At 41.5% G+C, this 24,699-nt stretch carries 24 protein-coding genes and 1 pseudogene; 19 read left to right on the top strand and 6 right to left on the bottom strand.

Translation table 11 applies throughout. The features are described from left to right. Positions 1-30: 30 nt before the first annotated feature. From BTO28_RS07955 to BTO28_RS07940, 4 genes are all read left to right on the top strand, one after another. A complete protein-coding gene (locus BTO28_RS07955; protein ID WP_158068795.1) occupies positions 31-1,470 on the top strand; it encodes a phospholipase D-like domain-containing protein in 1,440 nt (479 codons plus the stop codon). An 81-nt stretch (positions 1,471-1,551) separates the two neighbouring features. Next, positions 1,552-2,529 (top strand): stage V sporulation protein AD, encoded by a 978-nt coding sequence (spoVAD, locus tag BTO28_RS07950; RefSeq protein ID WP_076765027.1) that lies wholly within the window; start codon positions 1,552-1,554, stop codon positions 2,527-2,529. 101 nt (positions 2,530-2,630) lie between these two features. Next, positions 2,631-2,990 (top strand): helix-turn-helix transcriptional regulator, encoded by a 360-nt coding sequence (locus BTO28_RS07945; RefSeq protein ID WP_076765025.1) that lies wholly within the window; start codon positions 2,631-2,633, stop codon positions 2,988-2,990. Positions 2,991-3,081: 91 nt separating this feature from the next. Continuing rightward, a complete protein-coding gene (locus BTO28_RS07940) occupies positions 3,082-4,281 on the top strand; it encodes an MFS transporter (protein ID WP_076765024.1) in 1,200 nt (399 codons plus the stop codon). 121 nt (positions 4,282-4,402) lie between these two features. Here BTO28_RS07940 and trhA read toward each other — a convergent pair whose 3' ends face one another. Continuing rightward, positions 4,403-5,056 carry a PAQR family membrane homeostasis protein TrhA gene (gene trhA / locus BTO28_RS07935; RefSeq protein WP_076765022.1) on the bottom strand — a complete coding sequence of 218 codons (654 nt, stop codon included), beginning with the start codon at positions 5,054-5,056 and terminating at the stop codon, positions 4,403-4,405. Between the two features lie 153 nt (positions 5,057-5,209). Between trhA and BTO28_RS07930 the strand changes: the two genes are divergently transcribed. Then, complete coding sequence (locus BTO28_RS07930) at positions 5,210-5,488, top strand: GNAT family N-acetyltransferase (RefSeq protein WP_233129843.1); 279 nt, start codon at positions 5,210-5,212, stop codon at positions 5,486-5,488. Then, on the top strand, positions 5,488-6,807 hold the full coding sequence (locus BTO28_RS07925) for an FAD-dependent oxidoreductase (RefSeq protein WP_076765020.1): 1,320 nt from the start codon (positions 5,488-5,490) through the stop codon (positions 6,805-6,807). The genes BTO28_RS07930 and BTO28_RS07925 overlap by 1 nt, the downstream gene beginning before the upstream one ends. Before the next feature lie 77 nt (positions 6,808-6,884). Here BTO28_RS07925 and BTO28_RS07920 read toward each other — a convergent pair whose 3' ends face one another. After that, entirely contained in the window at positions 6,885-8,507 is a 1,623-nt protein-coding gene (locus BTO28_RS07920) for an ABC-F family ATP-binding cassette domain-containing protein (protein ID WP_076765018.1), read from the bottom strand. A gap of 199 nt (positions 8,508-8,706) precedes the next feature. Between BTO28_RS07920 and BTO28_RS07915 the strand changes: the two genes are divergently transcribed. The 9 genes and pseudogenes from BTO28_RS07915 to BTO28_RS07875 all read left to right on the top strand — a co-directional run bounded on the left by BTO28_RS07915 (position 8,707) and on the right by BTO28_RS07875 (position 16,193). Then, entirely contained in the window at positions 8,707-9,420 is a 714-nt protein-coding gene (locus tag BTO28_RS07915; protein ID WP_076765016.1) for a phosphoadenylyl-sulfate reductase, read from the top strand. A 66-nt stretch (positions 9,421-9,486) separates the two neighbouring features. Beyond that, complete coding sequence (sat, locus tag BTO28_RS07910; protein WP_076765014.1) at positions 9,487-10,626, top strand: sulfate adenylyltransferase; 1,140 nt, start codon at positions 9,487-9,489, stop codon at positions 10,624-10,626. Positions 10,627-10,642: 16 nt separating this feature from the next. Continuing rightward, positions 10,643-11,239, top strand: coding sequence for an adenylyl-sulfate kinase (cysC, locus tag BTO28_RS07905; protein WP_076765012.1), 597 nt, complete (start codon positions 10,643-10,645; stop codon positions 11,237-11,239). A 22-nt stretch (positions 11,240-11,261) separates the two neighbouring features. Next, positions 11,262-12,884, top strand: coding sequence for a nitrite/sulfite reductase (locus BTO28_RS07900; protein ID WP_076765011.1), 1,623 nt, complete (start codon positions 11,262-11,264; stop codon positions 12,882-12,884). Between the two features lie 2 nt (positions 12,885-12,886). Next, a pseudogene (locus BTO28_RS17450) lies at positions 12,887-13,069 on the top strand (DUF3906 family protein); the annotation flags it as partial. A 75-nt stretch (positions 13,070-13,144) separates the two neighbouring features. Further along, entirely contained in the window at positions 13,145-13,921 is a 777-nt protein-coding gene (gene cobA, locus BTO28_RS07890; protein ID WP_233129848.1) for a uroporphyrinogen-III C-methyltransferase, read from the top strand. Continuing rightward, on the top strand, positions 13,918-14,667 hold the full coding sequence (locus BTO28_RS07885) for a sirohydrochlorin chelatase (RefSeq protein ID WP_076765010.1): 750 nt from the start codon (positions 13,918-13,920) through the stop codon (positions 14,665-14,667). The genes cobA and BTO28_RS07885 overlap by 4 nt, the downstream gene beginning before the upstream one ends. After that, positions 14,652-15,272, top strand: coding sequence for a precorrin-2 dehydrogenase/sirohydrochlorin ferrochelatase family protein (locus BTO28_RS07880; RefSeq protein WP_076765009.1), 621 nt, complete (start codon positions 14,652-14,654; stop codon positions 15,270-15,272). The genes BTO28_RS07885 and BTO28_RS07880 overlap by 16 nt, the downstream gene beginning before the upstream one ends. 18 nt (positions 15,273-15,290) lie before the next feature. Then, the gene (locus BTO28_RS07875) at positions 15,291-16,193 is read left to right on the top strand and encodes a sulfite exporter TauE/SafE family protein (protein WP_076765008.1); all 903 of its coding nucleotides are present in this window, start codon (positions 15,291-15,293) and stop codon (positions 16,191-16,193) included. Between the two features lie 635 nt (positions 16,194-16,828). Here the strand turns inward: BTO28_RS07875 and BTO28_RS07870 are convergent. Further along, positions 16,829-17,305: a hypothetical protein gene (locus BTO28_RS07870; protein ID WP_076765005.1), complete on the bottom strand. Its 477-nt coding sequence runs from the start codon at positions 17,303-17,305 to the stop codon at positions 16,829-16,831. A gap of 391 nt (positions 17,306-17,696) precedes the next feature. Beyond that, positions 17,697-18,584, bottom strand: coding sequence for a LysR family transcriptional regulator (locus BTO28_RS07865; RefSeq protein WP_076765004.1), 888 nt, complete (start codon positions 18,582-18,584; stop codon positions 17,697-17,699). A gap of 155 nt (positions 18,585-18,739) precedes the next feature. Here BTO28_RS07865 and BTO28_RS07860 point away from each other — a divergent pair, with 155 nt between their 5' ends. Genes BTO28_RS07860 through BTO28_RS07850 form a run of 3 tightly spaced genes read left to right on the top strand, consistent with a single transcriptional unit; the run spans position 18,740 to position 21,592 of the window. Then, a complete protein-coding gene (locus tag BTO28_RS07860) occupies positions 18,740-19,738 on the top strand; it encodes a TRAP transporter substrate-binding protein (protein WP_076765003.1) in 999 nt (332 codons plus the stop codon). A gap of 15 nt (positions 19,739-19,753) precedes the next feature. After that, a complete protein-coding gene (locus tag BTO28_RS07855) occupies positions 19,754-20,317 on the top strand; it encodes a TRAP transporter small permease (RefSeq protein ID WP_076765002.1) in 564 nt (187 codons plus the stop codon). Then, positions 20,318-21,592 (top strand): TRAP transporter large permease, encoded by a 1,275-nt coding sequence (locus tag BTO28_RS07850; protein ID WP_076765001.1) that lies wholly within the window; start codon positions 20,318-20,320, stop codon positions 21,590-21,592. 174 nt (positions 21,593-21,766) lie between these two features. On the opposite strand, the gene BTO28_RS07845 is transcribed toward BTO28_RS07850, so the two are convergent. Then, a complete protein-coding gene (locus BTO28_RS07845) occupies positions 21,767-22,864 on the bottom strand; it encodes a zinc-dependent alcohol dehydrogenase (RefSeq protein ID WP_233129842.1) in 1,098 nt (365 codons plus the stop codon). 24 nt (positions 22,865-22,888) lie between these two features. Continuing rightward, the gene (locus BTO28_RS07840; RefSeq protein ID WP_076765000.1) at positions 22,889-24,169 is read right to left on the bottom strand and encodes a Rieske 2Fe-2S domain-containing protein; all 1,281 of its coding nucleotides are present in this window, start codon (positions 24,167-24,169) and stop codon (positions 22,889-22,891) included. A gap of 246 nt (positions 24,170-24,415) precedes the next feature. Here BTO28_RS07840 and BTO28_RS07835 point away from each other — a divergent pair, with 246 nt between their 5' ends. After that, the gene (locus BTO28_RS07835) at positions 24,416-24,658 is read left to right on the top strand and encodes a Rossmann-fold NAD(P)-binding domain-containing protein (protein ID WP_076764998.1); all 243 of its coding nucleotides are present in this window, start codon (positions 24,416-24,418) and stop codon (positions 24,656-24,658) included. The last annotated feature ends 41 nt before the right edge of the window (positions 24,659-24,699 follow it).

Raw genomic sequence — 24,699 nt, 5'->3', positions numbered from 1 at the left:
AAGAAGCAAAAAGAGAGGATGAGACCGGGTTTGAATAAAAGAGAGAATAAATTGGCAAAGTGGCGGATGACCGCCATTCTTTTTTTGTCTATATATATTGTAGTTATGCTGTATAACGTTTATAAACCTCTTCCTGAAAACATTTCATATGAAAGCAAAGAATATCTTGTATCGGATGGGGACATCGATTTTTTTTACAATGTAACTGGCGAACGAAACGGCAGGAAGTTTTTTAAAGAGGAGATTTTCACACGCACGTTGGAAATCATTGATGAAGCAGACAAATTCATTGTCATCGATTATTTTTTATTTAACTCGTATCACGAGAAAGATAAAGAATACCCGGGAAATGTTAAAAATATAACCGATGCGTTATTGGTGAAAAAAAGAGAGAACCCAGAGATGCCGATCATCTTTATTTCTGATGAAGTGAACTCATCCTACAATTCACACAACGTTCCAGAATTTGAACAAATGAAAGAAGCAGGAATTGATGTTGTTATGACGAACATGGATCCGTTAAGAGACTCGACCCCTGTATACAGCGGCATATACCGTATGTTGTTTACATGGTTTGGCGACAGCCATAATGGCTGGCTGTCGAACGCGTTTGTTGAAACAGCGCCAGATATGACGATCCGATCCTATTTGACTTTGTTTAATGTGAAAGCAAATCATCGCAAAACTCTTACTACGGAAAAAACAACACTCATTAGTTCAGCGAATCCACATGATGCTAGTGCATACTTTGCAAACGCAGCGTTTGAAGTCAAAGGAGCGCTTGTGAATGATATGTTGAAAAGTGAAAAAGCGGCAGCGGATACACGGCGTGATACATCTTTTCCGAAATCTGTTCCAGAGCATCAAGATCGAGGCAGCATCCGAGTACAACTTGTAACCGAAGGAAAAGTGCAGGAAGCAATAAGGAATGAAATCGCCAAGACAGTAAAAGGAGACGAAATTTGGCTTGCAATGTTTTATTTAGCTGACCGGACAGTTGTTGAAGGATTGACTGATGCAGCGAACAGGGGTGTGGAAGTTAAACTGATTCTCGATACGAATAAAAATTCTTTTGGGCGTAAAAAGACGGGTCTGCCAAACGTTCCAATGGCTTCAGAATTGATTGAAGATACCGATGGGAAAGTGAAGGTCCGATGGTTTGTACACTACCCTGAGCAGTTTCATCCAAAAATGATGTATGTGAAACAGAAAAAAGAGTCTGTCATCATCAGCGGATCAGCCAATCATACGTCGAGAAATTTAAACAACTTTAATTTGGAAACTGACGTGAAAATTTCATCCGCGAATGACAGCAAAATCATGACAGAAGTGAACAACTACTTTCATATGTTATGGGGAAATGAAGGAGCGGTCTATACAGCTGACTATCATAAACATGCTGAAGACATAGCTATAACGAAAAGGATCATTTATACAATCCAAAAACTCCTTCATTTCACTACATTTTAAACAAAAAATGGCTCAGGCCATTTTTTTTTGAATAAAAAATAGGGGCTGGACCAATTCTAGTAAGAAAAGGATGATTCAACCATGGCCTGGATTTTTAAGACAAAACCTGTCATCAAAGCTGCATCCGCCGTTGGAGGGCCGTTTGAAGCGAAAGGTCCGCTAGCCTCTTCATTTGATCAATTTTTTGATAAGCTAGACGGGGGAGAAGGCAGCTTTGAAAAAGCACAGAGACGGTTAATGGAAGATGCTTCCGTTCATGCAATGAAAAAAGCGGAATTAAAAAATGCGGAAGTTGACGTTTTTTTAGCAGGCGATTTAATTAACCAAATGACGCCGACAAACTTTGCGGCACGTACGCTGTCAATTCCCTTTATTGGTTTGTACAATGCCTGTGCGACATCGATGGCGGGTTTTATGACCGGAGCGGCACTCATTGATGGCGGCTACGCGAAACATGTGCTGACTGCAGCAGCAAGCCATCACTCCGCCGTTGAAAAACAGTTTCGCTACCCAACCGAATATGGAGGTCAAAAGCCGCCTGTTTCTCAGTGGACGGCAACTGCATGTGGAGCAGCGATTCTGTCTTTAAGCGGTGAGGGGCCTTACATCCATTCAGCGTCACCAGGCCGGGTGATCGACTACGGAATAAAAGACCCGTATAACATGGGAAGCGCCATGGCACCTGCTGCAGCAGACACAATTATCCGTCATGTGCAGGAACCGCATGAATATGATTGTATTATTACCGGGGATTTAGGCAGAATTGGAAAACAAATTGCGATCAAATTGTTAAAAGAAAGCGGGATGAATTTGTCCCAAACATCTGTTTTGGATTGTGGTGAATTACTATATGGTTCTGAACCGCAAGTTTTTTCCGGCGGTTCTGGGGCAGGATGTTCCGCAGCCGTTACATGCGGGCACATCTATCAAAAAATGAAGGCCGGCGAATGGTCACGAGTTTTAATAGCGGCTACTGGCGCTCTCCTCTCCCCATTATCAGTTTTGCAGAAAGACTCTATTCCTTGCATTGCACACGCAGTTGAATTAAGAAGATTTTAACATAATAAATTATGTGCAAAATTCAAATTTTCTAAAAACAAAAGAAGTCTATAATTCAATGTGTTAAAATAAAGAAAACATTATAGACTGGACGTGAATGTATGCCAAGAGGAGAAGGGAAATTCTTAATTAAACAGCGTGCTTTCTTAAAGTTATATATGATTCGGTTTGTAGAAGAACATAAAATGTATGGGATGCAGGCAATGGATGAATTAAAAGCCTCTTTTAAACCATTTGGTTATGAGCCAAACCATTCAGAAATATACCGGTCGCTGCACGAACTAATTGATGATGGCATCCTTAAGCGTCAAAAAAAAGTGCAGGAGGGGGCAAAGTATAAAGAAATTGTCATTTATCAATTTGCGGATTATGAAAAAGCGAAACTTTATAAAAAACAGGTCAAAACCGACCTTGACCGCAGTATGTCATTATTAAGAAAAGCCCTGGAAGACGTCTATTAAATTCGATATAATTCAAGTATTCATTGCTTCTGCTTAGCAGAAGCTTTTTTAAATATTTCGATTGTCTAAATAATGAAAGGAGGACACATTTTTGAGTAAAATAAACACGCAATATACAACGTATGGAGTTTTATTTGCGATCAGCGGCGGCCATTTTATTAATGACTCCATTCAATCAGTTGTACCGGCTATGTTTCCGATTCTGGAAAAGTCACTGGACTTATCTTATTCTCAACTTGGCTGGATCGCGTTTATGTTAAACATGACTTCATCGATTATGCAGCCTGTTTTTGGCGCGGCTGCAGATGTAAAACCCCGGCCGTATTTTTTGCCGTTTGCCATGGTGCTGTCAACTGCTGGTGTGATTGGCTATGCTCTTGCGCCAAACTTTCTTCTCGTTTTGCTAGCTGCTTTATTTATTGGATTAGGTTCAGCTGTCTTTCACCCTGAAGGATCACGTGTTGCCTTTATGGCTGCCGGTTCTAAAAGAGGTTTGGCACAATCCATTTATCAGATGGGAGGAAACGGAGGTCAATCACTAGCCCCTGTTTTTACAGCACTTTTATTCGTACCGTTTGGTCAAATAGGTGCCTTGTTATTTACAGCAGTAACGTTAGCAGGTATTTTTTTACTTTATAACGTATCAATTTGGTACAAGAAACAAATGATAAATACGGGTACGTCTCATAATAAATCGGGGAAAGATTCATCTCTCTCTATACCAAATGCAATGAAACTAGCGATCTTGTTGCTGATTCTATTTGTTTTCGCACGTTCCTGGTACTCAGCTGCCATCACAAATTTTTATCAGTTTTATTTAATAGAAGGGTACGGATTTTCGATCCAAAAAGCGCAGTTTTATTTGTTTGCTTTTTTAGGCGCAGGTGTTGCGGGCACATTTTTTGGCGGACCGCTTGCCGATCGGTTCGGCAGGAAAAATGTTCTTCTCTTTTCCATGATTGGAGCGGTTCCGTTTACACTGATGCTTCCGCACCTGCCAGAGTTTGCGGTCTTGCCTGTTTTAATCATTACAGGATTCATTATTTTATCGAGTTTCAGCGTTGCGGTGGTGTATGCACAGGAGCTATTGCCGGGAAAAGTAGGGATGGCATCAGGTCTTATTGTCGGACTTGCATTCGGAATGGGTGCTCTTGGCGCTGTTTTGTTTGGAATGATGGCAGATTCATTTGGAATCAGAAGTGTCATGTTGTTAGCCGGGGCTCTGCCGCTGTTAGGAGTAATCGCCGTCTTTTTACCGTCTGATGCAAAGTTACGGAGTCAACAATTATAATAGATTTTATTTTATCTTGTTTGAAAGCGTTTAATTTGCTGTGGGATTTAGATGAATAGAAGGCGTACAAATGTAAAGGATAAACAATATAAAAACCATTCCCGAATTTCGGGAATGGTTTTTAGGCGTCCGGAAGCAAACCAAGAACAGCAAAGAAATGAAAAATACTGCCGGCAAGCACAAAAAGATGCCAAATCATATGATGATACTTAAATCCCCGCCACACATAAAAGATGGCGCCGACTGTATAAAAAATGCCGCCTATAACGAGAAAGGATAAAGTGGAGGGGGATAGCGCATCAACGAGCCGATCCCAGGCAAACACGATAAGCCAGCCCATTATGACATAAACAACAGTCGACATAACAACGAACCTTTTAACAAAGAAACATTTAAAGATCGTTCCGCCCAGTGCCAGTCCCCAAACTGCACCAAACAGCCACCAGCCGAGCGCGCCTTTTACTGCAATTAATAGAAATGGTGTATAGGTGCCGGCGATAAAAAGGTAAATGGACGAGTGATCAAAAATCTCAAACAAGTCCTTCACCCTGCCTTGAGGAAAACTATGAACGAGTGTCGACGACATATATAGTAAAACCATCGTAATACCGAATACCATAAAACCCGCTAAATGCCATCCGTTCCCGTGCAGTGCAGAGAAGACAATGAGCAATACGAGCGCAGCGACGCTGAGCAATGCGCCGATGCCATGTGTAATCGAATTGGCGATTTCTTCTCCTTTTGAAAAAATGTGTGTTGTCGAGCGGTCTTTCAAGTGACGACAACTCCTTTCCGACTTTCAAATTGTGTTTATATTGTACCATAATTATCTTTGAATATTCTTGTCCAGAAATTCATAATGGGTTTAAGGATTTATATAGATATGGGTATAATACCATCATAAAACAATGAGAAAGGAGTTTTTAAAGTGGAAACAATTCATCATAAAGAGGGTATGTTTTATATAGAAAAAGAGGGACGCCGCGTAGCTGAAATCACGTACGTTCCAGCCGGAGAAGGGAAAATTAATGCGAATCATACGTATGTATCCGAGGAATTGCGCGGCGGCGGAACAGCAGGTCAGCTGCTGGATGCTCTTGTTGGATATGCGCGCGAAAATGACTTGAAGATTGTTCCGACATGTTCCTATGTAGTAGCCAAGTTCGACCGTGGCCGTGAGTATGACGATGTATCGGTAGTGAAATAATGAGATACGTCATCATTGGCGGGGATGCAGCCGGAATGAGTGCGGCGATGCAAATTGTTCGCAACGACGATCAGGCAGAAATCACGGTGCTCGAGAAAGGAAGCATCTACTCATACGGTCAATGCGGACTGCCGTATGTTGTCGGCGGCTTAATTGAATCGACTGAGAAATTGATCGCTAGAAAGGTTGAAACATTCCGCTCTAAATATGGCATTGATGCCCGTATCTTGCATGAGGCAACATCGGTTAACCCTCAGGAGAGAATCGTCACCGGTACGAATCATGAAAACGGGCAGCCATTTGAGGTTCCGTATGATAAATTACTTATTGCCACAGGCGGGAGCCCTCTTTTACCATTGTGGAAAGGCGTTACTGCAGAAAATATTCATGTTGTAAAAACCATTCCGGATACGGTAAGGCTCTTGAACGATTTACGCGATGACGTCGAGGAAGTCGTGATTATCGGTGCCGGCTATATAGGCCTTGAACTCGCTGAAAACATCCATCGGTTGAAAAAAAAGATCCGAATCATTCAACGAGGCAGCCAAATTGCCTCCATGTTTGATCCTGATATGGCTGAGCTTCTTCAGTTAGAAGCTGAACGTAATGGCGTAATAGTAACATTAAATGAAGAGGTGCAAGCCATTGAAGACGGACAGGTTAAAACAAACGGCAATACGTATAAAGCGGATCTCATCATTGTATCTGTCGGTATCCGCCCGAATACTGCTTTTTTAAAACAGACTGGCATCCGTATGCTCGAAAACGGAGCCATTGTCGTCAATGACAAACTGGAAACATCCATACCCGGTATTTATGCGGCGGGCGACTGTGCAACCCATTTTCACATCGTCAAACAAAAACCTGATTACATTCCGCTCGGGACGACAGCGAATAAGCAGGGACGTATTGCAGGATTAAACATGGCTGGTAAATTACGAACGTTTAAAGGGGTTGCCGGTACTTCCGTTATCAAGTTTTTTGACTTGATCGCCGCATCCACAGGATTAACTGAAACACAGCTCAACAAAAGCGGCATCCCGTATAAAACATCAAGCATTCAAACTACCAATAAAGCTGGTTATTATCCGGATGCAGAGCCGCTTCATCTCAAGCTTTTATACCATCGGGATACTGGCCGTCTGCTTGGCGGACAGGCAATCGGAAAAAGTGGTGCTGAAAAACGGATCGACGTGCTCGCTGCAGCTCTTTTTAATCGAATGACGATCGAAGAGTTAGAAGACCTGGATTTAAGCTATTCCCCTCCTGTTAATGGTGTATGGGATCCGCTGCAGCAAGCAGCCCGCCGCGCGAAATAGAACGCAGCTGTAACAGTGCGGTTATGATGATGTCTAAATAAAAAGACGACTCCTTTCAAAGGGAGCCGTCTTTTTTATTAAGATGCATACATTTGTTTTACTTTTTTCTGAAGTTCCGGATCATCTAAGTATTCGTCGTATGTCATTTGCTTATCAATCACGCCTTTTGGTGTAATATCAATAATCCGGTTCGCAGTTGACTGGACAAATTGGTGGTCATGTGATGCAAAGATCATCGAGCCTTTAAAGTTGATAAGTCCGTTGTTAAGTGCTGTAATCGATTCAAGATCGAGATGGTTCGTCGGCTCATCAAGAAGCAGGATGTTTGCACCGGAGAGCATCATTTTCGAAAGCATGCAGCGTACTTTTTCTCCTCCTGACAGAACACTTGCCTTTTTCAACGCCTCTTCACCTGAGAAGAGCATGCGTCCAAGGAACCCGCGCAGGAAGCTTTCACTTTCATCTGCCGGAGAGAATTGACGGAGCCATTCCACGAGCGTCAACTCTGAACCCTCAAAGTATTCGGAGTTATCTTTCGGGAAATATGCTTGAGTCGTTGTTATGCCCCATTTGTAAGAGCCTTCGTCCGGCTCCATTTCACCGGCTAAAATTTTAAATAAAGCTGTTTTCGCCGCTTCGTTCGTTCCGACAAATGCGATTTTATCATCTTTGTTCATAATAAAGCTGACGTTATCAAGTACTTTAACACCGTCAATTGTTTTCGAAATACTTTCTACCCGAAGAACATCATTTCCAATTTCACGTTCAGGCTGAAATTGAACGTATGGGTAGCGGCGTGAGGATGGCTTAATATCATCAAGTGTAATTTTGTCGAGTGACTTTTTCCGTGACGTCGCCTGTTTTGATTTCGATGCGTTCGCACTAAAGCGGGCAATAAACGCCTGGAGCTCTTTAATTTTTTCTTCTTTTTTCTTATTTGCATCTGACTGTAGCTTTTGAGCAAGCTGGCTTGATTCGTACCAGAAATCGTAGTTACCAGCGTAAATTTGAATTTTGCCGAAATCAAGATCCGCTGTGTGCGTACACACTTTATTTAAGAAATGACGGTCATGGGATACGACAATAACAGTATTTTCAAAGTTGATTAAAAATTCTTCCAGCCAGCGGATCGCTTCAATGTCCAGATGGTTCGTCGGCTCATCGAGAAGCAGCACGTCCGGCTTCCCGAATAATGCCTGTGCGAGCAATACTTTCACTTTATCTGAACCGTCCAGGTCGGACATCTGCTTATCATGAAGAGACTCTGGAATACCCAGGCCGGACAATAAAATCGCCGCTTCTGATTCCGCTTCCCAGCCGTTCATTTCAGCAAATTCTCCTTCAAGTTCCGCTGCACGCATCCCGTCTTCATCTGTGAAATCTGCTTTCATATAAATCGCATCTTTTTCTTTCATGACTTCATAAAGCCGGGCGTGGCCCATCATAACGGTTTCCAGCACACCAAACTCTTCATATTCAAAGTGATTCTGTTTTAATACAGCAAGCCGTGCATCTTTTGGCATGGATACATGACCTGTCTGCGGTTCAAGTTCACCGGACAAAATTCTGACAAATGTGGACTTTCCTGCACCATTCGCGCCAATCAATCCGTAGCAGTTACCCGGTGTGAATTTTAAATTAATATCTTCAAACAATTTCTTATCGCCAAAGCGAAGACTGACATCTTGTACAGTAATCAAATTTTTTATCCTCCCAAAATAAATTCATCGGTTCTGATTATATCATCACCTTTATGAAAATAGAACATATACAAAAGAAAACACATATAAAGAGAAAAAAAGACATTTTTTAATTCCGAGTAAAGAAATAGGATTGACTTTACACTATTTTCTGATAAACTAAATTCAAAATAGAGACATATTGAGTGAGGTGGAGCAAATGATAACGTTTGAATCATGGAACGACGCACAGGCGCAAATTCCAGATTTTCCGGCTGATTCGGAAACAAAAGGAGCACTTGAAACGCTCCGATGGGCTTATGAGACGTATGGAGATAAACTCGTTTACGCTTGCAGCTTCGGCATTGAAGGGATTGTCCTTATCGATTTGATCGCACAGGTTAAGCCAGACGCTGAAATTGTTTTTCTCGACACAAACTATCATTTTAAAGAAACGTACGAAACAATTGAGAAAGTAAAAGCACGGTATCCGGAGTTAAACATTCGTATCCAGCAGCCGGATTTAACGATTGAAGAACAGGCCGCTCAGTTCGGAACGGACTTGTTTAAAACAAACCCGAATAAATGCTGTGAAATCCGCAAGATCATTCCGCTTCAAAAAGCACTTGCACCTTCAACAGCTTGGATTTCAGGACTCCGCCGCGAACAGTCTGAATCAAGAGCCAATACAAACTTTTTAAATTTAGATAAACGGTTTGAAAAAATTAAAGTGTGCCCGCTTATTCACTGGACATGGAAGGAAGTATGGCGCTATGTGACAAAGCATGAGCTTGATTACAATATTCTTCATGATCAGGGGTATCCAAGCATTGGCTGTGCACCATGCACTCAGCCGGCATTTTCAATTGACGACATTCGTTCTGGACGCTGGAGCGGTTCAGGTAAAACAGAATGCGGTCTTCATACTACGTAATTTTTTTTTGATTCTAAAACCAAGTATATATATATGATTTAAACAATATCGGAGGGTTTATTACACATGACAAACATTGCTGCCCACGGAGGCCATCTTATTAACCAATATCAGCCGGATCTAGATTTAACCGGCATCACCAAAGAAGTGGAACTTGATGCAACAGCATTAAGTGACTTGGAACTAATTGCGACTGGCGCATTCAGCCCACTAACAGGCTTTTTAACTGAAACGGATTATCACAGCGTAGTAAAAAACATGCGCCTTGCAAACGGCACTGTTTGGAGTCTGCCGATTACACTTCCTGTGAAAGATGCATCTAATTATGCAGCGGGCGATACAGTTCTATTAAAACAAAACGGTGTTGTTTACGGTGTTTTGAATATTACGGATATTTATGAGCCAGATCAGCAGGTGGAAGCTCTAAATGTGTATAAAACAACAGAAGAAGCACATCCAGGCGTGAAAAAAGTATATGAACGCGGTCATATTTACCTTGGTGGCCCAGTAACACTCGTTAAACGTATTGAACGCAAGCAATTTGCAGAGTTCTATTTTGATCCAGCGGAAACACGCCGCATCTTTAAAGAAAATGGCTGGAAAAGCATTGTTGGCTTCCAGACACGCAACCCGGTTCACCGCGCACATGAATACATTCAAAAATCCGCTTTGGAAATCGTTGATGCATTATTGCTAAACCCTCTTGTAGGTGAAACAAAATCAGACGACATAGCAGCGGATATCCGGATGGAAAGCTATCAAGTTCTGCTTCGTGACTATTACCCAGCAGACCGTGTGAAACTGGCTGTATTTCCTGCCGCAATGCGCTATGCTGGACCGCGAGAAGCGATTTTCCATGCAATTGTCCGTAAAAACTATGGATGCACGCATTTCATCGTCGGACGCGACCATGCTGGTGTCGGTGATTATTATGGCACATATGAAGCACAGGAAATCTTTTCAAACTTTACTGCTGAAGAAATTGGCATTACACTCCTTTTCTTTGAACACAGCTTCTTCTGCAAAAAATGCGGCAACATGGCTTCATCTAAAACATGCCCTCATGGAAAAGAGGATCATGTGATTCTTTCCGGTACGAAAGTGCGTGAAATGCTGCGTTCAGGCCAAATTCCACCGTCAGAATTCAGCCGCAAAGAAGTGGTGGAAGTATTGATCCGCGGAATGAAAGAAACGGCAAACAGCTAAAAAGGGGTATAGAATAATGACAAACAAAAATATCGTCTGGCATGATCAGTCACTAACAAAAGAAGAACGCCGTAAAAAAAATGGACACCACAGCTCAGTTCTCTGGTTCACCGGGCTGTCTGGTTCCGGCAAATCAACGGTCGCTAATGCAGCTGCGCACCGTTTGTTTGATCTGGGTGTCAACACGTATGTATTAGATGGCGACAATGTTCGCCACGGCTTGAATAAAGACCTTGGCTTCTCTGATGAAGCGCGGAAGGAAAACATCCGCCGCATTGGCGAAGTAGCAAAGTTATTTGTTGACAGCGGTCAGCTGGTCTTTACTGCGTTTATCTCTCCATTCCGCGAAGACCGTGATACTGTTCGTGCTCTTCTTGAAGAAGGCGAATTCATCGAAGTGTTTGTTGAATGCCCAATTGAAAAATGTGAAGAGCGCGACCCGAAAGGTTTGTATAAAAAAGCTCGAGCTGGTGAGATTCCTGAGTTTACAGGTATTTCATCTCCATATGAAGCCCCGGACAAGCCGGAACTAGTATTAAATACAGATCAGTATTCTGTCGATGAATGTGTCGATCAGCTTGTTGATTATTTAAAGAAAAATAACTGGCTGTAATTGGGGAAGTGGGAGGATTATCATGGCTTACGAAAAAGTATGGGCGAATAACGAAAAACTAAGCAAACAGGAACTTCAAAAAATTGAACGTGACTGGCTTGAAATTTTTAATGATATAAAAGGCTACTCTCAAGGTGGATTTGATTCTATTCCAAAGGATCAATGGGATGGTTTCAAATGGGCAGGCCTATACTTGCAGCGTCCAAAAGAAGACGGCTACTTTATGATGCGTGTGAAAGTACCATCAGGCATCATGTCAAATGAGCAGCTTGAAGCTCTCGGCGGCATTGCACGCGACTATGGACGCGGAGTGTTCGATATTACAACCCGCCAGGCCATTCAGTTCCACTGGCTGACAATTGAACAAATCCCGGATATTTTCGATCGTTTGGACAGTGTTGGACTTACGTCTGCCTTTGCCTGCGGCGACGTACCGCGTAACGTCATTGGCAACCCGCTTGCTGGTATAGATCCAAATGAGACAATTGATACAACTGAAATTGTAAAAGAAGTTGAAGCTGCATTCTTCAAAAATCCGGATTTTTCGAACTTGCCGCGGAAGTTTAAAATTTCCGTAAATGCGAACATTTATAATGCAGGGAATGCAGAAATTAATGATGTGGCATTTATTCCTGCTGAAAAGGAAATCGACGGTGAAGTAAAACAAGGCTTCCACTTGAAAGTGGGCGGCGGTTTATCATCCGCACCGAAACTTGCAAAATTACTTGATTTGTTTGTTTTACCTGAGCAGGTGGTAGATGTAGCAAAAGCGGTTGCGACTATTTTCCGCGATCATGGGTATCGTGAGAAAAGACACCGTGCACGCCTGAAATTTCTTGTGGAGGACTGGGGTCCTGAGAAGTTCCTTGAAACGTTGCTTCTGATTACAGGTCCAATGCCTACTGCAGGTACGGATTTAACAAAAGGGTGGAACGGCAGTTATTTCTACGGCGTTCATCCGCAAAAACAGGATGGCCTTTCATATGTAGGCGTCAACGTTCCGGTTGGCCGGCTTGATGACAAAGAAGTTTTTGAAATTGCCCGTCTTGCACGCGAATATGGTAACGGTGAGGTACGAACAGTTGGTACACAAAACTTAATTTTTCCTAACGTGCCAACAGAAAAAGCAGAAGCACTTTTATCTGAATCGATTTTTAACCGCCTGAAAGTAAACGCTCCGAAATTTACTGCATACTCTGTATCATGCACAGGGATTGAGTATTGCAACCTGGCACTCACAGAAACAAAAGAACGAATGAAACGGGTTGCTGCCTACCTTGACGAGAACGTGGACATTGATGTTCCTGTACGTATTCATATGGTCGGCTGCCCGAACTCTTGCGGACAGCGTCAAATCGCTGATATCGGTTTGCAAGGTGTGATGATGCGGGATAAGGATAAAAAAATGATTGAGGCATTCGAAATTAACGTCGGTGGCACTCTCCTTGATGGCGGGGCATTCAACGAAAAGCTAAAAGGTAAAATTGACGGTGAAGTATTGCCGGAAGTTCTCCGTGAGTTCCTTCTTTACTTCAAAGAAACGAAACAGCCAGGCGAAACATTCCGTGAATATTTCCTTCGTGTTGGTCTTGATCAGCTTCAATCACGCCTTGATGAGCTTGTTTCAGAGAAAGCAGCTGTCTAAGGATGTATTTATACCGGTTTGATATTGTCTTCACAAGCGGAGAAATAGTGCAGGCTGTTATTCTCGCAGAAGACGATCAAAAGGCATTTAACCAGGTGGATGACGAACTCGAAAAGTTTTATGTCTCCGTTCCTGATTACGAGGAAATGACACTTTATGAAAAAAAACGAGTCCATGGCGGTGCAGGATATATTCTCCCTTTCCCGGAATGGACCCTAGGTAGAGATAGAGAGAAACGCGCAATGAACGGAGGTGGCACGATGGGCAAAATATGGCTTGTCGGTGCAGGACCGGGTGATCCGGATTTAATTACGGTAAAAGGGCTAAAGGCCATCAAGCAGGCGGATGTTATTTTATATGATCGCTTAATCAGTATGGAATTGCTGGAATATGCAAAAGAAGGCACTGAACTGATTTTTTGCGGCAAGCTTCCAGACCGTCACTTTGTTCAGCAGGAGAATATAAACGAAATCCTTGTTGAACATGCGAAAGAAGGCAAACAGGTTGTCCGTTTAAAAGGCGGCGATCCATACGTCTTCGGCCGTGGTGGTGAAGAAGCTGCATTCGCCGTGAAACATGGAATCGAATTCGAAGTGATTCCAGGCATTACTTCTGGCATTGCGGCTCCTGCTTATGCCGGTATTCCGGTTACACACCGTGACCTTGGTGCCTCGTTTGCCATTGTGACTGGCCATCGTAAAGAAGGTGCGGATGAAGAAATGAAATGGGCGTCCCTAGCAAAAGGAATCGATACGATTGCTATTTACATGGGCGTGAAAAATCTACCCTACATCCAAGAGCAGCTCGTGAAGCATGGAAAACCTCCTGAAACACCAGCGGCACTCATTCACTGGGGTACGACAGCGAAGCAGCAGACAGTCACGGGTACCTTATCAAATATATATGATGTAGCCCAGAAAGAAGGCATCACGAATCCAAGCATGATTATTGTCGGCGAGGTCGTGAAAATGCGGGATCAGCTAAAATGGTTTGGAGAACAAAACGGGATTGTCAATACGGCTGGTGTGGAGAAATGAAAGCAGTCCTCTATATCTGTCACGGCAGCCGGATAAAAGAAGGAGCTAAACAAGCGGCAGCGTTTATTGATGCAACGATGCCGCTTGTCGATGCACCAATACAGGAAATCTGCTATTTGGAACTTGCAAAACCGTCTATTGAAGAAGGTATTGCAAGCTGCGTGAAAAAAGGTGCTACAGAAATTGTTGCCGTACCTTTCCTGTTGTTAACAGCTGGGCATGCGAAAGAGGATATTCCTGAAGAACTTTTCAAAGCGGCGGAATTGTATCCAGATTTGACGATTCGTTATGGACGTCCTCTCGGTGTTCACGAACATATTATTGATGTGCTGATTGACCGGATGAAAGAAGCGTCGCCTATCCAGACAGATGCGAGTGTACTGCTTGTTGGACGTGGAAGCAGTGATCCCGAAACGAAACAGGATTTTAACCAGATCTGCCGCCTTTTTAAAGAAAAAACCAAGTTATCCGATATACATATCGGTTATTTGGCAGCCTGTGAACCATCATTTGACGACGCTTTGAATCATTTAATTGCTTCAAGACCGAAACAATTATTTATTGTCCCGTATATACTGTTTACAGGCATTTTAACGAAAGCAATGGAGCGGACAGTGAAGAAGCTTGAAACAGACGCAGAGGTGCATTTATGCCGTCATCTCGACTATGATCCGGTAATCGGTGAGATATTGGCAGAACGGGTGAAAGAAGCGTCGCTGGAGGAACCGATATGTTTCCCGTCATGATTGACGTCACGAATCAAAAGATCGTCATTGCAGGAGGCGGACAGATCGCTTTTCACAAAACGGAAAACCTGCTTCGTTTCGGAATTTGTGCTCATATCATCAGCCCCGACTTTCATCCAGGATTCGAAAAGCTGGCAGCTGAAGGAAACGTGATTTTACACCGGAAAAAAGTGGAATGGGACGACGTAAAAGATGCATTTCTGATTATGCTTGTGACCGACGACGCTGTAGCAAATTCACGTATCGCATCGCTAGCAAAAAAACACGGAAAGCTAGTTGTCCATGCGGAACAAACTGACCTTGGCAATGCACAAATTCCTGCTGTTCTTATTCGCGGGAAACTAATGATCAGCGTTTCGACATGCGGTGCTAGTCCAACCTTATCAAAAGAGATTCGGGATCAATTGGAAGACCAATTTGATGAACGGTACGATGAATACCTTGAGTTCTTATACAACACACGACAGTATATCAAAAAGCACATTGACAGCCGCCCGGAACGTCGGAAGTGGCTGAAAAAAGCGGCACAATCATTTTATCTCGATCACCCGGAAGAGAGGGAGCGGTATATGGCAGAATTAACATCTGTTTACCCCGCTTTGTAGACAACAGGAGGAACAGTTATGGAACGTTTTTTAATTCTTGCACTCGTCGGACTTGCCGCCCAGCTTGTTGACGGGTCGCTTGGAATGGGCTACGGCCTCACATCAACCACATTATTGCTCACAGCAGGCGTTGCACCGGCTGTTGCATCAGCTTCTGTCCATATGGCGGAAGTTGTCACAACTGCTGCGTCTGGCATGAGCCATAGACGTTTTGGAAACGTTGATAAACGGATGCTGAAAAAATTAATAATCCCTGGCGCAGTCGGTTCATTTGCTGGTGCCACCTTTTTGAGTAATTTGACCGGAGATAACGTGCGGCTTTACGTTTCATCTTTCCTTCTCTGTTTGGGACTCTACATTCTGGCACGGTTTTTATTTTTGAAGGATGCGAGAAAGCAAAACCCTAAACCGCCGACGAACCGCTTCTATATTCCACTTGGATTTGTTGGAGGATTTTTCGATGCAAGCGGTGGTGGAGGATGGGGTCCTATTGCTACACCAGCTCTTTTATCTCAGAAAGGGATGCAGCCGAGAATAGTAATCGGGACCGTCGCAGCAAGTGAATTCGCCGTCGCATTGGCAGCTACAATCGGTTTTATGATCTCGCTCGGCCCTGACAAAATTAACTGGCTTTGGGCGGGAGCCATCATGCTTGGCGGGATTATTGCCGCGCCAATTGCAGCATGGATCGTTAAAAGCCTGCCGACACGCGTATTAGCTGTTATTGTCAGTGGTATGCTCATCATGACGAACTTGCAAGCGGTATTAAGCTATACAAGCATTTCAGCAACAATAGAGCAATTTATTTATATTGTGCTTATCATCATCTGGGTTCCGCTTACAGCGTATATGATTCAAAAAGAGCGGAAATTATCTAATAGCAAACGTATGAATGTAAATGCAGCGGAGAAAACATCCTAATGGGTGTTTTCTTTTTTATGGAATTGAATAAAAGAAAAGGGTTTCAGAAGAGAATTTAAGAAAATACATGGTTTATACAATGGTATCGATTAAGATGAACAATAATCAAAATGCGCAAAATAATTACTTGAGATTAGGTAAATGACAATTAAACGGTTCAGTTTTGAGCTAGTGAATTATATTGCTTATTAGCTCAAGAATTTGTAAAGGTTTAATAAGTAACTTAAAAGCATTAAGATCAAGACTGAACTCGAGAAGAACAATAGTTAGAAAAGAAAAATCAACATAATTATATAAATCTGGCTCAATTTATACGCATTAAAATTCATTATGAAAAATTTTATTTTTTCTCAATATTACAAGTTTACTTTTGATATGAGATATTTCTTTATTACTTCCGATAATAAATATTATGTTAACTTATAATAAAATTCCGTTTAAGTTTTTCATTTCTGCCCCTTTCCTTATTCTCGACCGATTTCAATTCATTCTTGGTAATAGAAAAATATAACCACCTCCGCTAACGCTCAAATAAGCAAGGTGGTTTTTTTATCACTAATTGTGCAGAATAAAAACGTGCAAACAAATCAAAGTACGTTATTTTCTACAATAAGCTTATGCTGTTAGTTTGCTCATTATTGCGCGTCTAGCCGTTGTAATACGCTCAGAATTTTCATTTTATTAGAATGTCCAACTAAATTGCCATATTTAAAATCCTTTGCGGCCCGCAGCTCAAATTCAGCAATCCAATCTCTTTTGCCATTTTCATTTGCCGCTGTTTCGTACATACTAAAATTAGATGAAACAGACCCATTCGCATTTTTTCTTATACTTTGTGCTGCTCTTTCATAATCAAATGTTAAAACGGCAACTTCTCTTAAAGAAATTTCTCCAGCTTTATACAAAGAATTAGCAACATCAGTGATTTCTTCAAATGTTGCATTCCGCACATCATATTTTGTTGCAAGGCTGTGATAAAGATGATCTGGAAACTGTTTGATCCCACCCTCACGTACCCTGGTATTCTTTAATACTTCTTCAAATTGATTATTATTTTTTGGAGCGGTTAAATACATAGCAGTCGAAACATTTCCTGACGAATTAATTTTCATGCACTCACCTTCCCTTAATTTGTATATAGGATATATCGGAAATTTTGGGATCTTTTACACTATTTCTTCACTTTAAAAGGAACTTTCTCAGTAACCGTTTATTGTGATTTTAACTTAATGAAGCGAATCAATTTGGCATGTTTATCGCTGCCAGCGACAACAGCTGTCTTGGGGATCATTGCTCTTTTTACAGTAGAGAAAAAATAACCACCCTCAGCTAACCTGACCTGTATGCAGGGTGGTTATTTTTGTATCAAAACACTTTTCAACTGATCAACCGATCCAAGCGGTATGTTACGCTTATTGAAGTACCATGCTGTTTATATCTGATGCGAGCTTTTTAATCGATATAATATCTAATTATTCAATTATTTGTTCTGATGTAGATCCTTTAAACAAATATCCTTTTAGATGTTTGGATAATAGTATCTTTTAATTCATTTGGCAAGTCAGAATGTAAATATAAATAAATGGGCGTTGACGGAAGCGATTTTGTTAACTCGACTTTTTTCAATTTCCCGCTCTTTAGTTCTTCTTTTACGACGATTTCCTGCAGGAAAGCAATTCCTAACCCTTTTCGTACCATCATCTTTAACCAGCCAACATTGTTGATTTCAACTTCTTTATATTCTTTCAGCTGATTTTTTTCCAGGAACCGCTCGATAATTTTTGTCGTCACGAATTCCCGATTGTAAATGATAATTCGCTCATTCTCTAAATCAGACGGGACGACTTTATTAAATGTGGTAAATGGATGTTCAGGTGAACATACAAGGAGGTTTTGTTCGTCAGCAACCTTTATGACTGAAAGATTCGGGTGTTTCTCTTCAGATTGAACGTATGCAAATCCTATATCAATATCCCCCCCCTTTATTTCTTCAACGATTTGTTCAGCTGATCGAATTTCTAATGGAAATTCAAAGCCGGGAAAACGATCATATAAAATCCTTAATATTTCCGGCATAATTTCGACTCCCATATGATTCATGCACGTAATTTTTATTTTTTGGGGCTGAATTGGCTCTTCTTTTAAAATATTTTGCCCTTTTTCGATAAATTGAATTGCTTCATGAAAGTATGGATAGACTTTTAGTCCTGAAGAAGTCAGTTTTGTTTTCTTCCCATTTTCCCGTTCAAACAGCGTACAGTTTAAACCGCTTTCAAGCTGCTGGATTCGAACACTGATTGTAGGCTGGCTGATATAGAGAGCTTCTGCCGCTGCAGAAAAACTTCCCTTTTCCACTACCATTAAAAAAGCTTCTATATTTTTTAATTCCATCTCCTTTGCCCCCTCATTTCTAAGAATTATTTACCTATTAATAATCTTAATCCAGAATATATAAATTATCAATTTGAGTTTTTGGTTCGTTAATACTAATGTTAAGGATAATATCAAATAATTTAAACTTTCAAAAAAAGATAGGAGGAACAAGTTTGAAAAAAAGGCTCTTTCTGTATTTAAATCTGATTGTAAGCGTTGTCATAATGTCCGCATGCAGTCAAACCTCTGGTCAAGAACCGGACACTCATACGTTTAAATTGACCACCATTGTGCAGCCTACTCATGTGTGGGCTAAAACGGCAGAAAAGTTTAATGAAGAGCTTCAAGCCCGCTCAGATGGACGAATGAAAGTAGATATTTATCCTTCGAGCCAGCTGGGTCAAGAAAAAGATATGATTCAACAAATGGAATCTGGTGTAGTGGATTTTGGGTTTATTACAAATGCTTATATGTCTACAAGAGCCCCTTATTTTGATGCTTGGTTCCTCCCTTTTTTGTTTGACAGTACGGAAGAAGTTATTCAGATGAGAGATTCAAAAACCGCTCAAAAAATGTTGGATAGGCTTAGAGAGCAGCGAATTATCGGCATGGATTATCTATTTACAGGAAACCATCACTTTCTCATGACAGAAGGAAAGATAGATTCTCCTGAAGATTTACAAGGGGTAAAAATGCGTACAACGGGTGCTGCTATTATAAATGAAACGTTAGAACAGTTTGGGGCAACCGCAACATCAATCCCGATAAATGAAATTTATACCTCTCTCCAAACAGGAGTAGTTGGAGGAATTCATGCCAGTGTCGATGGCATTGTCACACAAAGATTTCAAGAAGTAGCTGCAGATTATTCTATGCTTTCCGCATTCGCTTTTCCTGCTGTCGTTGTTGCCAGCGAGGAAACAATGAACAACCTTTCTCCTGAAGACCAAAAGATAGTATACGAAGCGATGAAAGCAGCTGTTGACTGGGGTGTAAAGGAAGCGATTACAGTTGATAATAGAGACTTGGCTATCCTTAAAAAAGAAGGTCTTACCGTTCACAATATAGAAAACAAAAAAGAATTCAGATCAGCAGTTCAGAACATATATGAGAAGTATGCAGAGAAGGACCCGCTAGTAGAACATTTTATCAATGAAGTGCAGGAACAATAAAGGGGGAAAATAAAGTTGAAACTTCTAAACACGTTGAGTGATGGTGTATTTAAAGTCGAAAAGGCGATTGTTATTGTCTTAGTCGGTGTGATGTTTATTTCCCTGACAATTGGAGTCGTCTTTCGTTATTTTTTAAAAATGCCCCTGCATTGGGCAGATGAGACCGCGATCTTTAGCCTTGTTTGGTTAACATTTGTAGGCGGAAGCATGAGTCTTAAGCAGGGTCAGATAGCGGCTGTTACGATGTTTATTGATTTGTTAAAAGGACGGCTGCGGCACATTTTACTTTGCTTTTCTACAATTTTAGTTTTCGGTTTTGGGCTGCTTCTTCTATTTGCAAGCATACATTGGATCACACAGCCGACCATCGTTTTTCAGAGATCCTCTATTATGCAAATCCCTATGTTATATCCATATTTAAGCGTACCAGTTGGACTTTTCTTTTTTTGCATTCATTCACTTAATTTGTGTGTTCAAACGATTCGGGGTGTTGAGAACAGCGCGGGACACCTTGAGACGATAGTTGACACTGTGCCAGATAACAAGCCGCTTAAGTCGTTAAAAAATGAGGTGATATAAATGGCTATTACGATGAGCTCTTTTGCTTTATTGCTGATGATCGGTGTGCCAATTTCTATTGTCTTAGGATTAGCGAGTGTCGTCTATGTAGCAGTCAGCGGAGATTTAGCTCTTTTAGAAACAATGCCGCAAAGATTATACTCTGGAATAGAAACGCACGGCTTGCTTGCGATCCCATTATTTATGCTGGCAGGGGAGTTAATGAACCTGGGGGGAATCACGAGTCGGTTAATTCAATTTTCTCAAACACTGTTTGGCCACTTTAAAGGCGGCCTAGCCTATGTAAATATTATTGCGAACATGTTTTTATCATCAATTTTAGGTTCGTCCTTGGCACAAACAGCCATGATGAGCCGTGTAATGGTCCCTGCAATGCAAAAAGAAGGATATACGAAAGAATTTAGTGCAGCCACTACAGCAGCTGCGGCCATGCTGGGTCCAATCATTCCGCCAAGCATGCTTTTCATTCTTTACAGCGTTGGCGCAGGTACTTCCGTCAGTAAAATGTTTTTGGCGGGTATACTGCCTGGCATTATTTTAACGATTGGATTTTCATTGCTTATCGCTTACTTGGGCTATAAAAATAATTTTCCTAAATCCGAAAAACGTCCAGTAAAAGAAATGTGGAGTGCAACAATTCAAGTTATACCAGCATTGCTTGTTCCTGCTATTATCATTTTGGGCATAACGTTAGGGATTTTCACTGCCACAGAATCAGCAGCCATAGCTTGTGCGCTTGCATTTGTAGTGGGCATCTTATTATATCGGGAATTAAAGTGGGCGGATATTCCGACGGTCTTTCTTAATACGGCAAGATCTACCGCTACAGTTACACTTTTATTGGCTATGGCAAATTTATTTGGTCTTGTTCTTACCTTTGAACGGGTACCGCAAGTTCTTGCGGCATGGATGGGTTCCATTACAGAGAATCCTCTTATATTTTTATTAATATTAAACATTTTTTTGCTTCTTGTTGGCATGATTATGGATGGGATTGCTTCCATTGTTATTCTCGTTCCGATTTTAGTTCCGATCGCCAAATTGTTTGAAATTGATCTTGTTCACCTTGGTGTTATTATTTGTATTAACACTGTGATTGGGAGTTTAACGCCTCCAGTAGGGGCTGGCTTATTTGTTGCCTCCAGTGTAGGAGAGGTAAAACTCGAACCTTTAATAAGGCAAATATGGCCTTTCTTAGGTGTATCAGTAGTTGTTCTGTTCATTTTAACCTATCTGCCAACACTCGTTTTGTGGATACCTAGTCTATTTTCTTAAGTCATCGTTTAATATATATAAAAAAGTCTCAATAGTTCATGCTAGACTATTGAGACTTTTTTCATTTCTTATCGTTGACATAAGATAGTAACTATAGAATTTTAAATAAAAAGAAACCCATTTCAAACTATTGAAATGGGTTTGTCTTTTGTTGATAATGTCTTTTTTACAACTTTATTGCCACGGTGAAACGGTAACGAGTAAACGGGATGGATCCATTTCACCTGCAGCCGTTCTTAATGCCAGATCTGTTTCATGCAGCGAATAATTATGTGAATTCATTTTAGCGAGCGGGAATTTACCTGAAGAAATGAATTCTACAGCCATCTGTACGGACTTATAACTGTGCCCTCGCACTCCTTTAATTGTTAAACTCTTGTTATAAATGATATCGAGGTCAAAGTCATCAAATCGTTTTCCTTTTAAAGCGCCTAACAAAACGAGACCACCGGTTTTTGCGGATTCTAATGAAGATACAACGGGATCCGTTCCACCACTCGTGACATCAATGACCAGGTCAGCCATTTTTCCATTCGTTATGTCTTTCACACGTTCGACCAAGTTTTCTGAACTCACATTTACTGTATAATCGGCACCTAATTCAAGAGCAAGGTTCAACCTTTCCAAACTGCTTTGACGGCCAGTCATAATGACCGTTTCCGCACCAGCGGCTTTCGCTGCTAAAGCACAGGCAAGACCTTGCTGTCCAGGACCTTGTATGACGACGGTGTCTCCAGGGCCAACTCCCCCAATAATTCTCATCCATTCAAAGCCATTTGAAAGCGGTAATGCCAGGGCAGCTTCCACAGCCGGTACATGGTCTGGCAATATGTGAATGACCGCATTCGGATGGAGATACATATATTGACTAAAACCACCATATAGGGACGGTTCAGTGTCAAGTGGAGTGGCTCCGTATCTAATTCCATCCATCTTTGGATTTGTGTCCGGACATAAACGATAGAAACCTGTTCTGCACAGCTCGCATTGGCCGCATGGGATGTACTCCTCCATTACAATGCGATCTCCTTCTTTGACACCCCAGCGTTTGGATGCGGCATCACCAATTTTATGAATATGACCAACTACATGATGTCCTAAAATCATCGGTGCTTTTAACTGATTGTAATAAGAAACATCGGTTCCGCAGACACCGACAATTTCCACTTTTAAAATGCCGGCTGTTGAATCTGTATCAGGTAAAGAGACTTCTTTAATCTCTGTTTGTTTCGTTTCTGTTGCAACAGCCGCTAATGTCGTTTCAATCATCATTATCCAGCCACCTTTCTCTTTTATTTAAACGGCCTCGAAATCTTTTTCCGTTAGTGCCAGCGCTTCTTTCGCGCCTTCTTGGAAAGGAACGCCTTTTGGAAGTAAAACGGAAGCAGAACGAATTCGATGTGTATCTGGATCTAAAGCCGGCAGCCTTTTTCCTTCCTCAAGGAATTTCGCAGCCTTCAGCAGGCATTGACGAGCTTTGATAATGGCTGTATCACTTGTTCCTAACTTTTCCTGAGATCGATCTACAATAGCGCCAGCACTTACTTGAACAGCATGATCTTCCATTCCGACACCGAATATACCCGCAAATGATTCCCCTCTTTTTTGCATGTCCCGGTCAATCAAGAAGTCGTTATCTTTGTTCGCAACGGTCCGGAACGAACCTGGAATCAACGATGGGTGTATGCCTGCCCCTGTTTTCATTTGTTTAATTTCATCTTCCGTTAAGTCACGATCTGGTGTCCAGCTCCAGCTCCATACCCAACAATGTTCATCGTCGATTGGCACCCATGCATGACCGCCGCGTGGAGCGCCGCCAAATGGAGGAATCATTGTATACCAAGGCATTAAGAATTGAGTAATTCTCCAGTAAAAGTGATCCTCATCCGCTTCTCTTCTGGCTCCGATTAACAGTCCATAATCTGTATCGACCACTTCAAAACGAGGGGCTGTATCTCTTGCTAATAATGACGTACTGCTGCTTTTTTTCGATACACCTAATGCACCAACTGAACCGGAATGGAGAATCGATACATGACTGGAATCAATCCCGCCTTCTAACGCCTGGAAGTAGTTGCATTCCTGAATTTTTTTTGATAGATGGCGCTGTTTATCTGTCACCATCATCCATTCTTGTTCGGGAAGTTCAGGTTTTGATTCTGGCGGTCCCATGTACGTCCAGATCACTCCTCCGCGCTCTTCACATGGATATGATTTAATTTTCACTTTGTTTTTAAATTTGCTTTCCGCTGGTTCTGAAGGGAGGTCTACGCAGTTTCCTTCAGTATCGAATTTCCATCCATGGTAGGCGCATCTAAGTCCGCATTCTTCATTGCGGCCGTAAAAGAGAGATACTTTACGATGAGGGCAAAATTCATCGAGTAAACCGATCTCTCCATTCGTGTCACGATAACCGATTAATTCTTCACCTAACAGTTTTACTCTAACAGGTGGACAATCAGGATGAGGAAGTTCCTCAGATAAAAATGCTGGAATCCAATATTGTCTTAATACATTTCCCATTGCGGTTCCAGGTCCTGTTTTTGTTAAAAGTTCATTATCGTTCATCGAAAGCATATATGTTCCTCCCCCTTTAAATAAACTTCTCTATACCATTTTCATATAACAATAAAGCGTTTTCAAATTGATTCTTTTTATCTGGGCTATAGAAGAAGATAATAGCTTTAGGGAAAAAAGACTATTAAGCAATTTAATAGGTGTGATTAAAAGCATCAATTTGTTTTTGTGAAAAGACGCATGTAAAATTTAAAGAAACTAACTATTAAAAGATTCGATAGTACATTATAGAAAGAAGGCAGGAAAATGAATGATAAAGAATTTGAACAAATGATTATTAACTGCTATAGGAATAAGACTATCGCAATTCTTGGCTACCAAGATAATGGGGGTCAGCAGCGGGCGCAGTTTCTTAGAAATCACGGAATTGATGTTGTGATAGGACTTCGAATAGGTGATGAAAATTGGGAGACTGCGAAAAATGATGGATTTACTGTTTTACCTGTGTGGGAGGCCGCTCAAGCAGCACAAGTAGCACAGGTTTGGTAATGAGAGCTGCTCTTTGGTTATGTGGAATACAAATTAGAAAA

The sequence above is a fragment of the Domibacillus epiphyticus genome (assembly GCF_001975785.1).
In the GTDB taxonomy this organism is placed as follows: Bacteria; Bacillota; Bacilli; order Bacillales; family Domibacillaceae; genus Domibacillus; species Domibacillus epiphyticus.
Note: the sequence above shows the minus strand (reverse complement) of the source record. Positions and strands in the feature narration are given on the sequence as shown.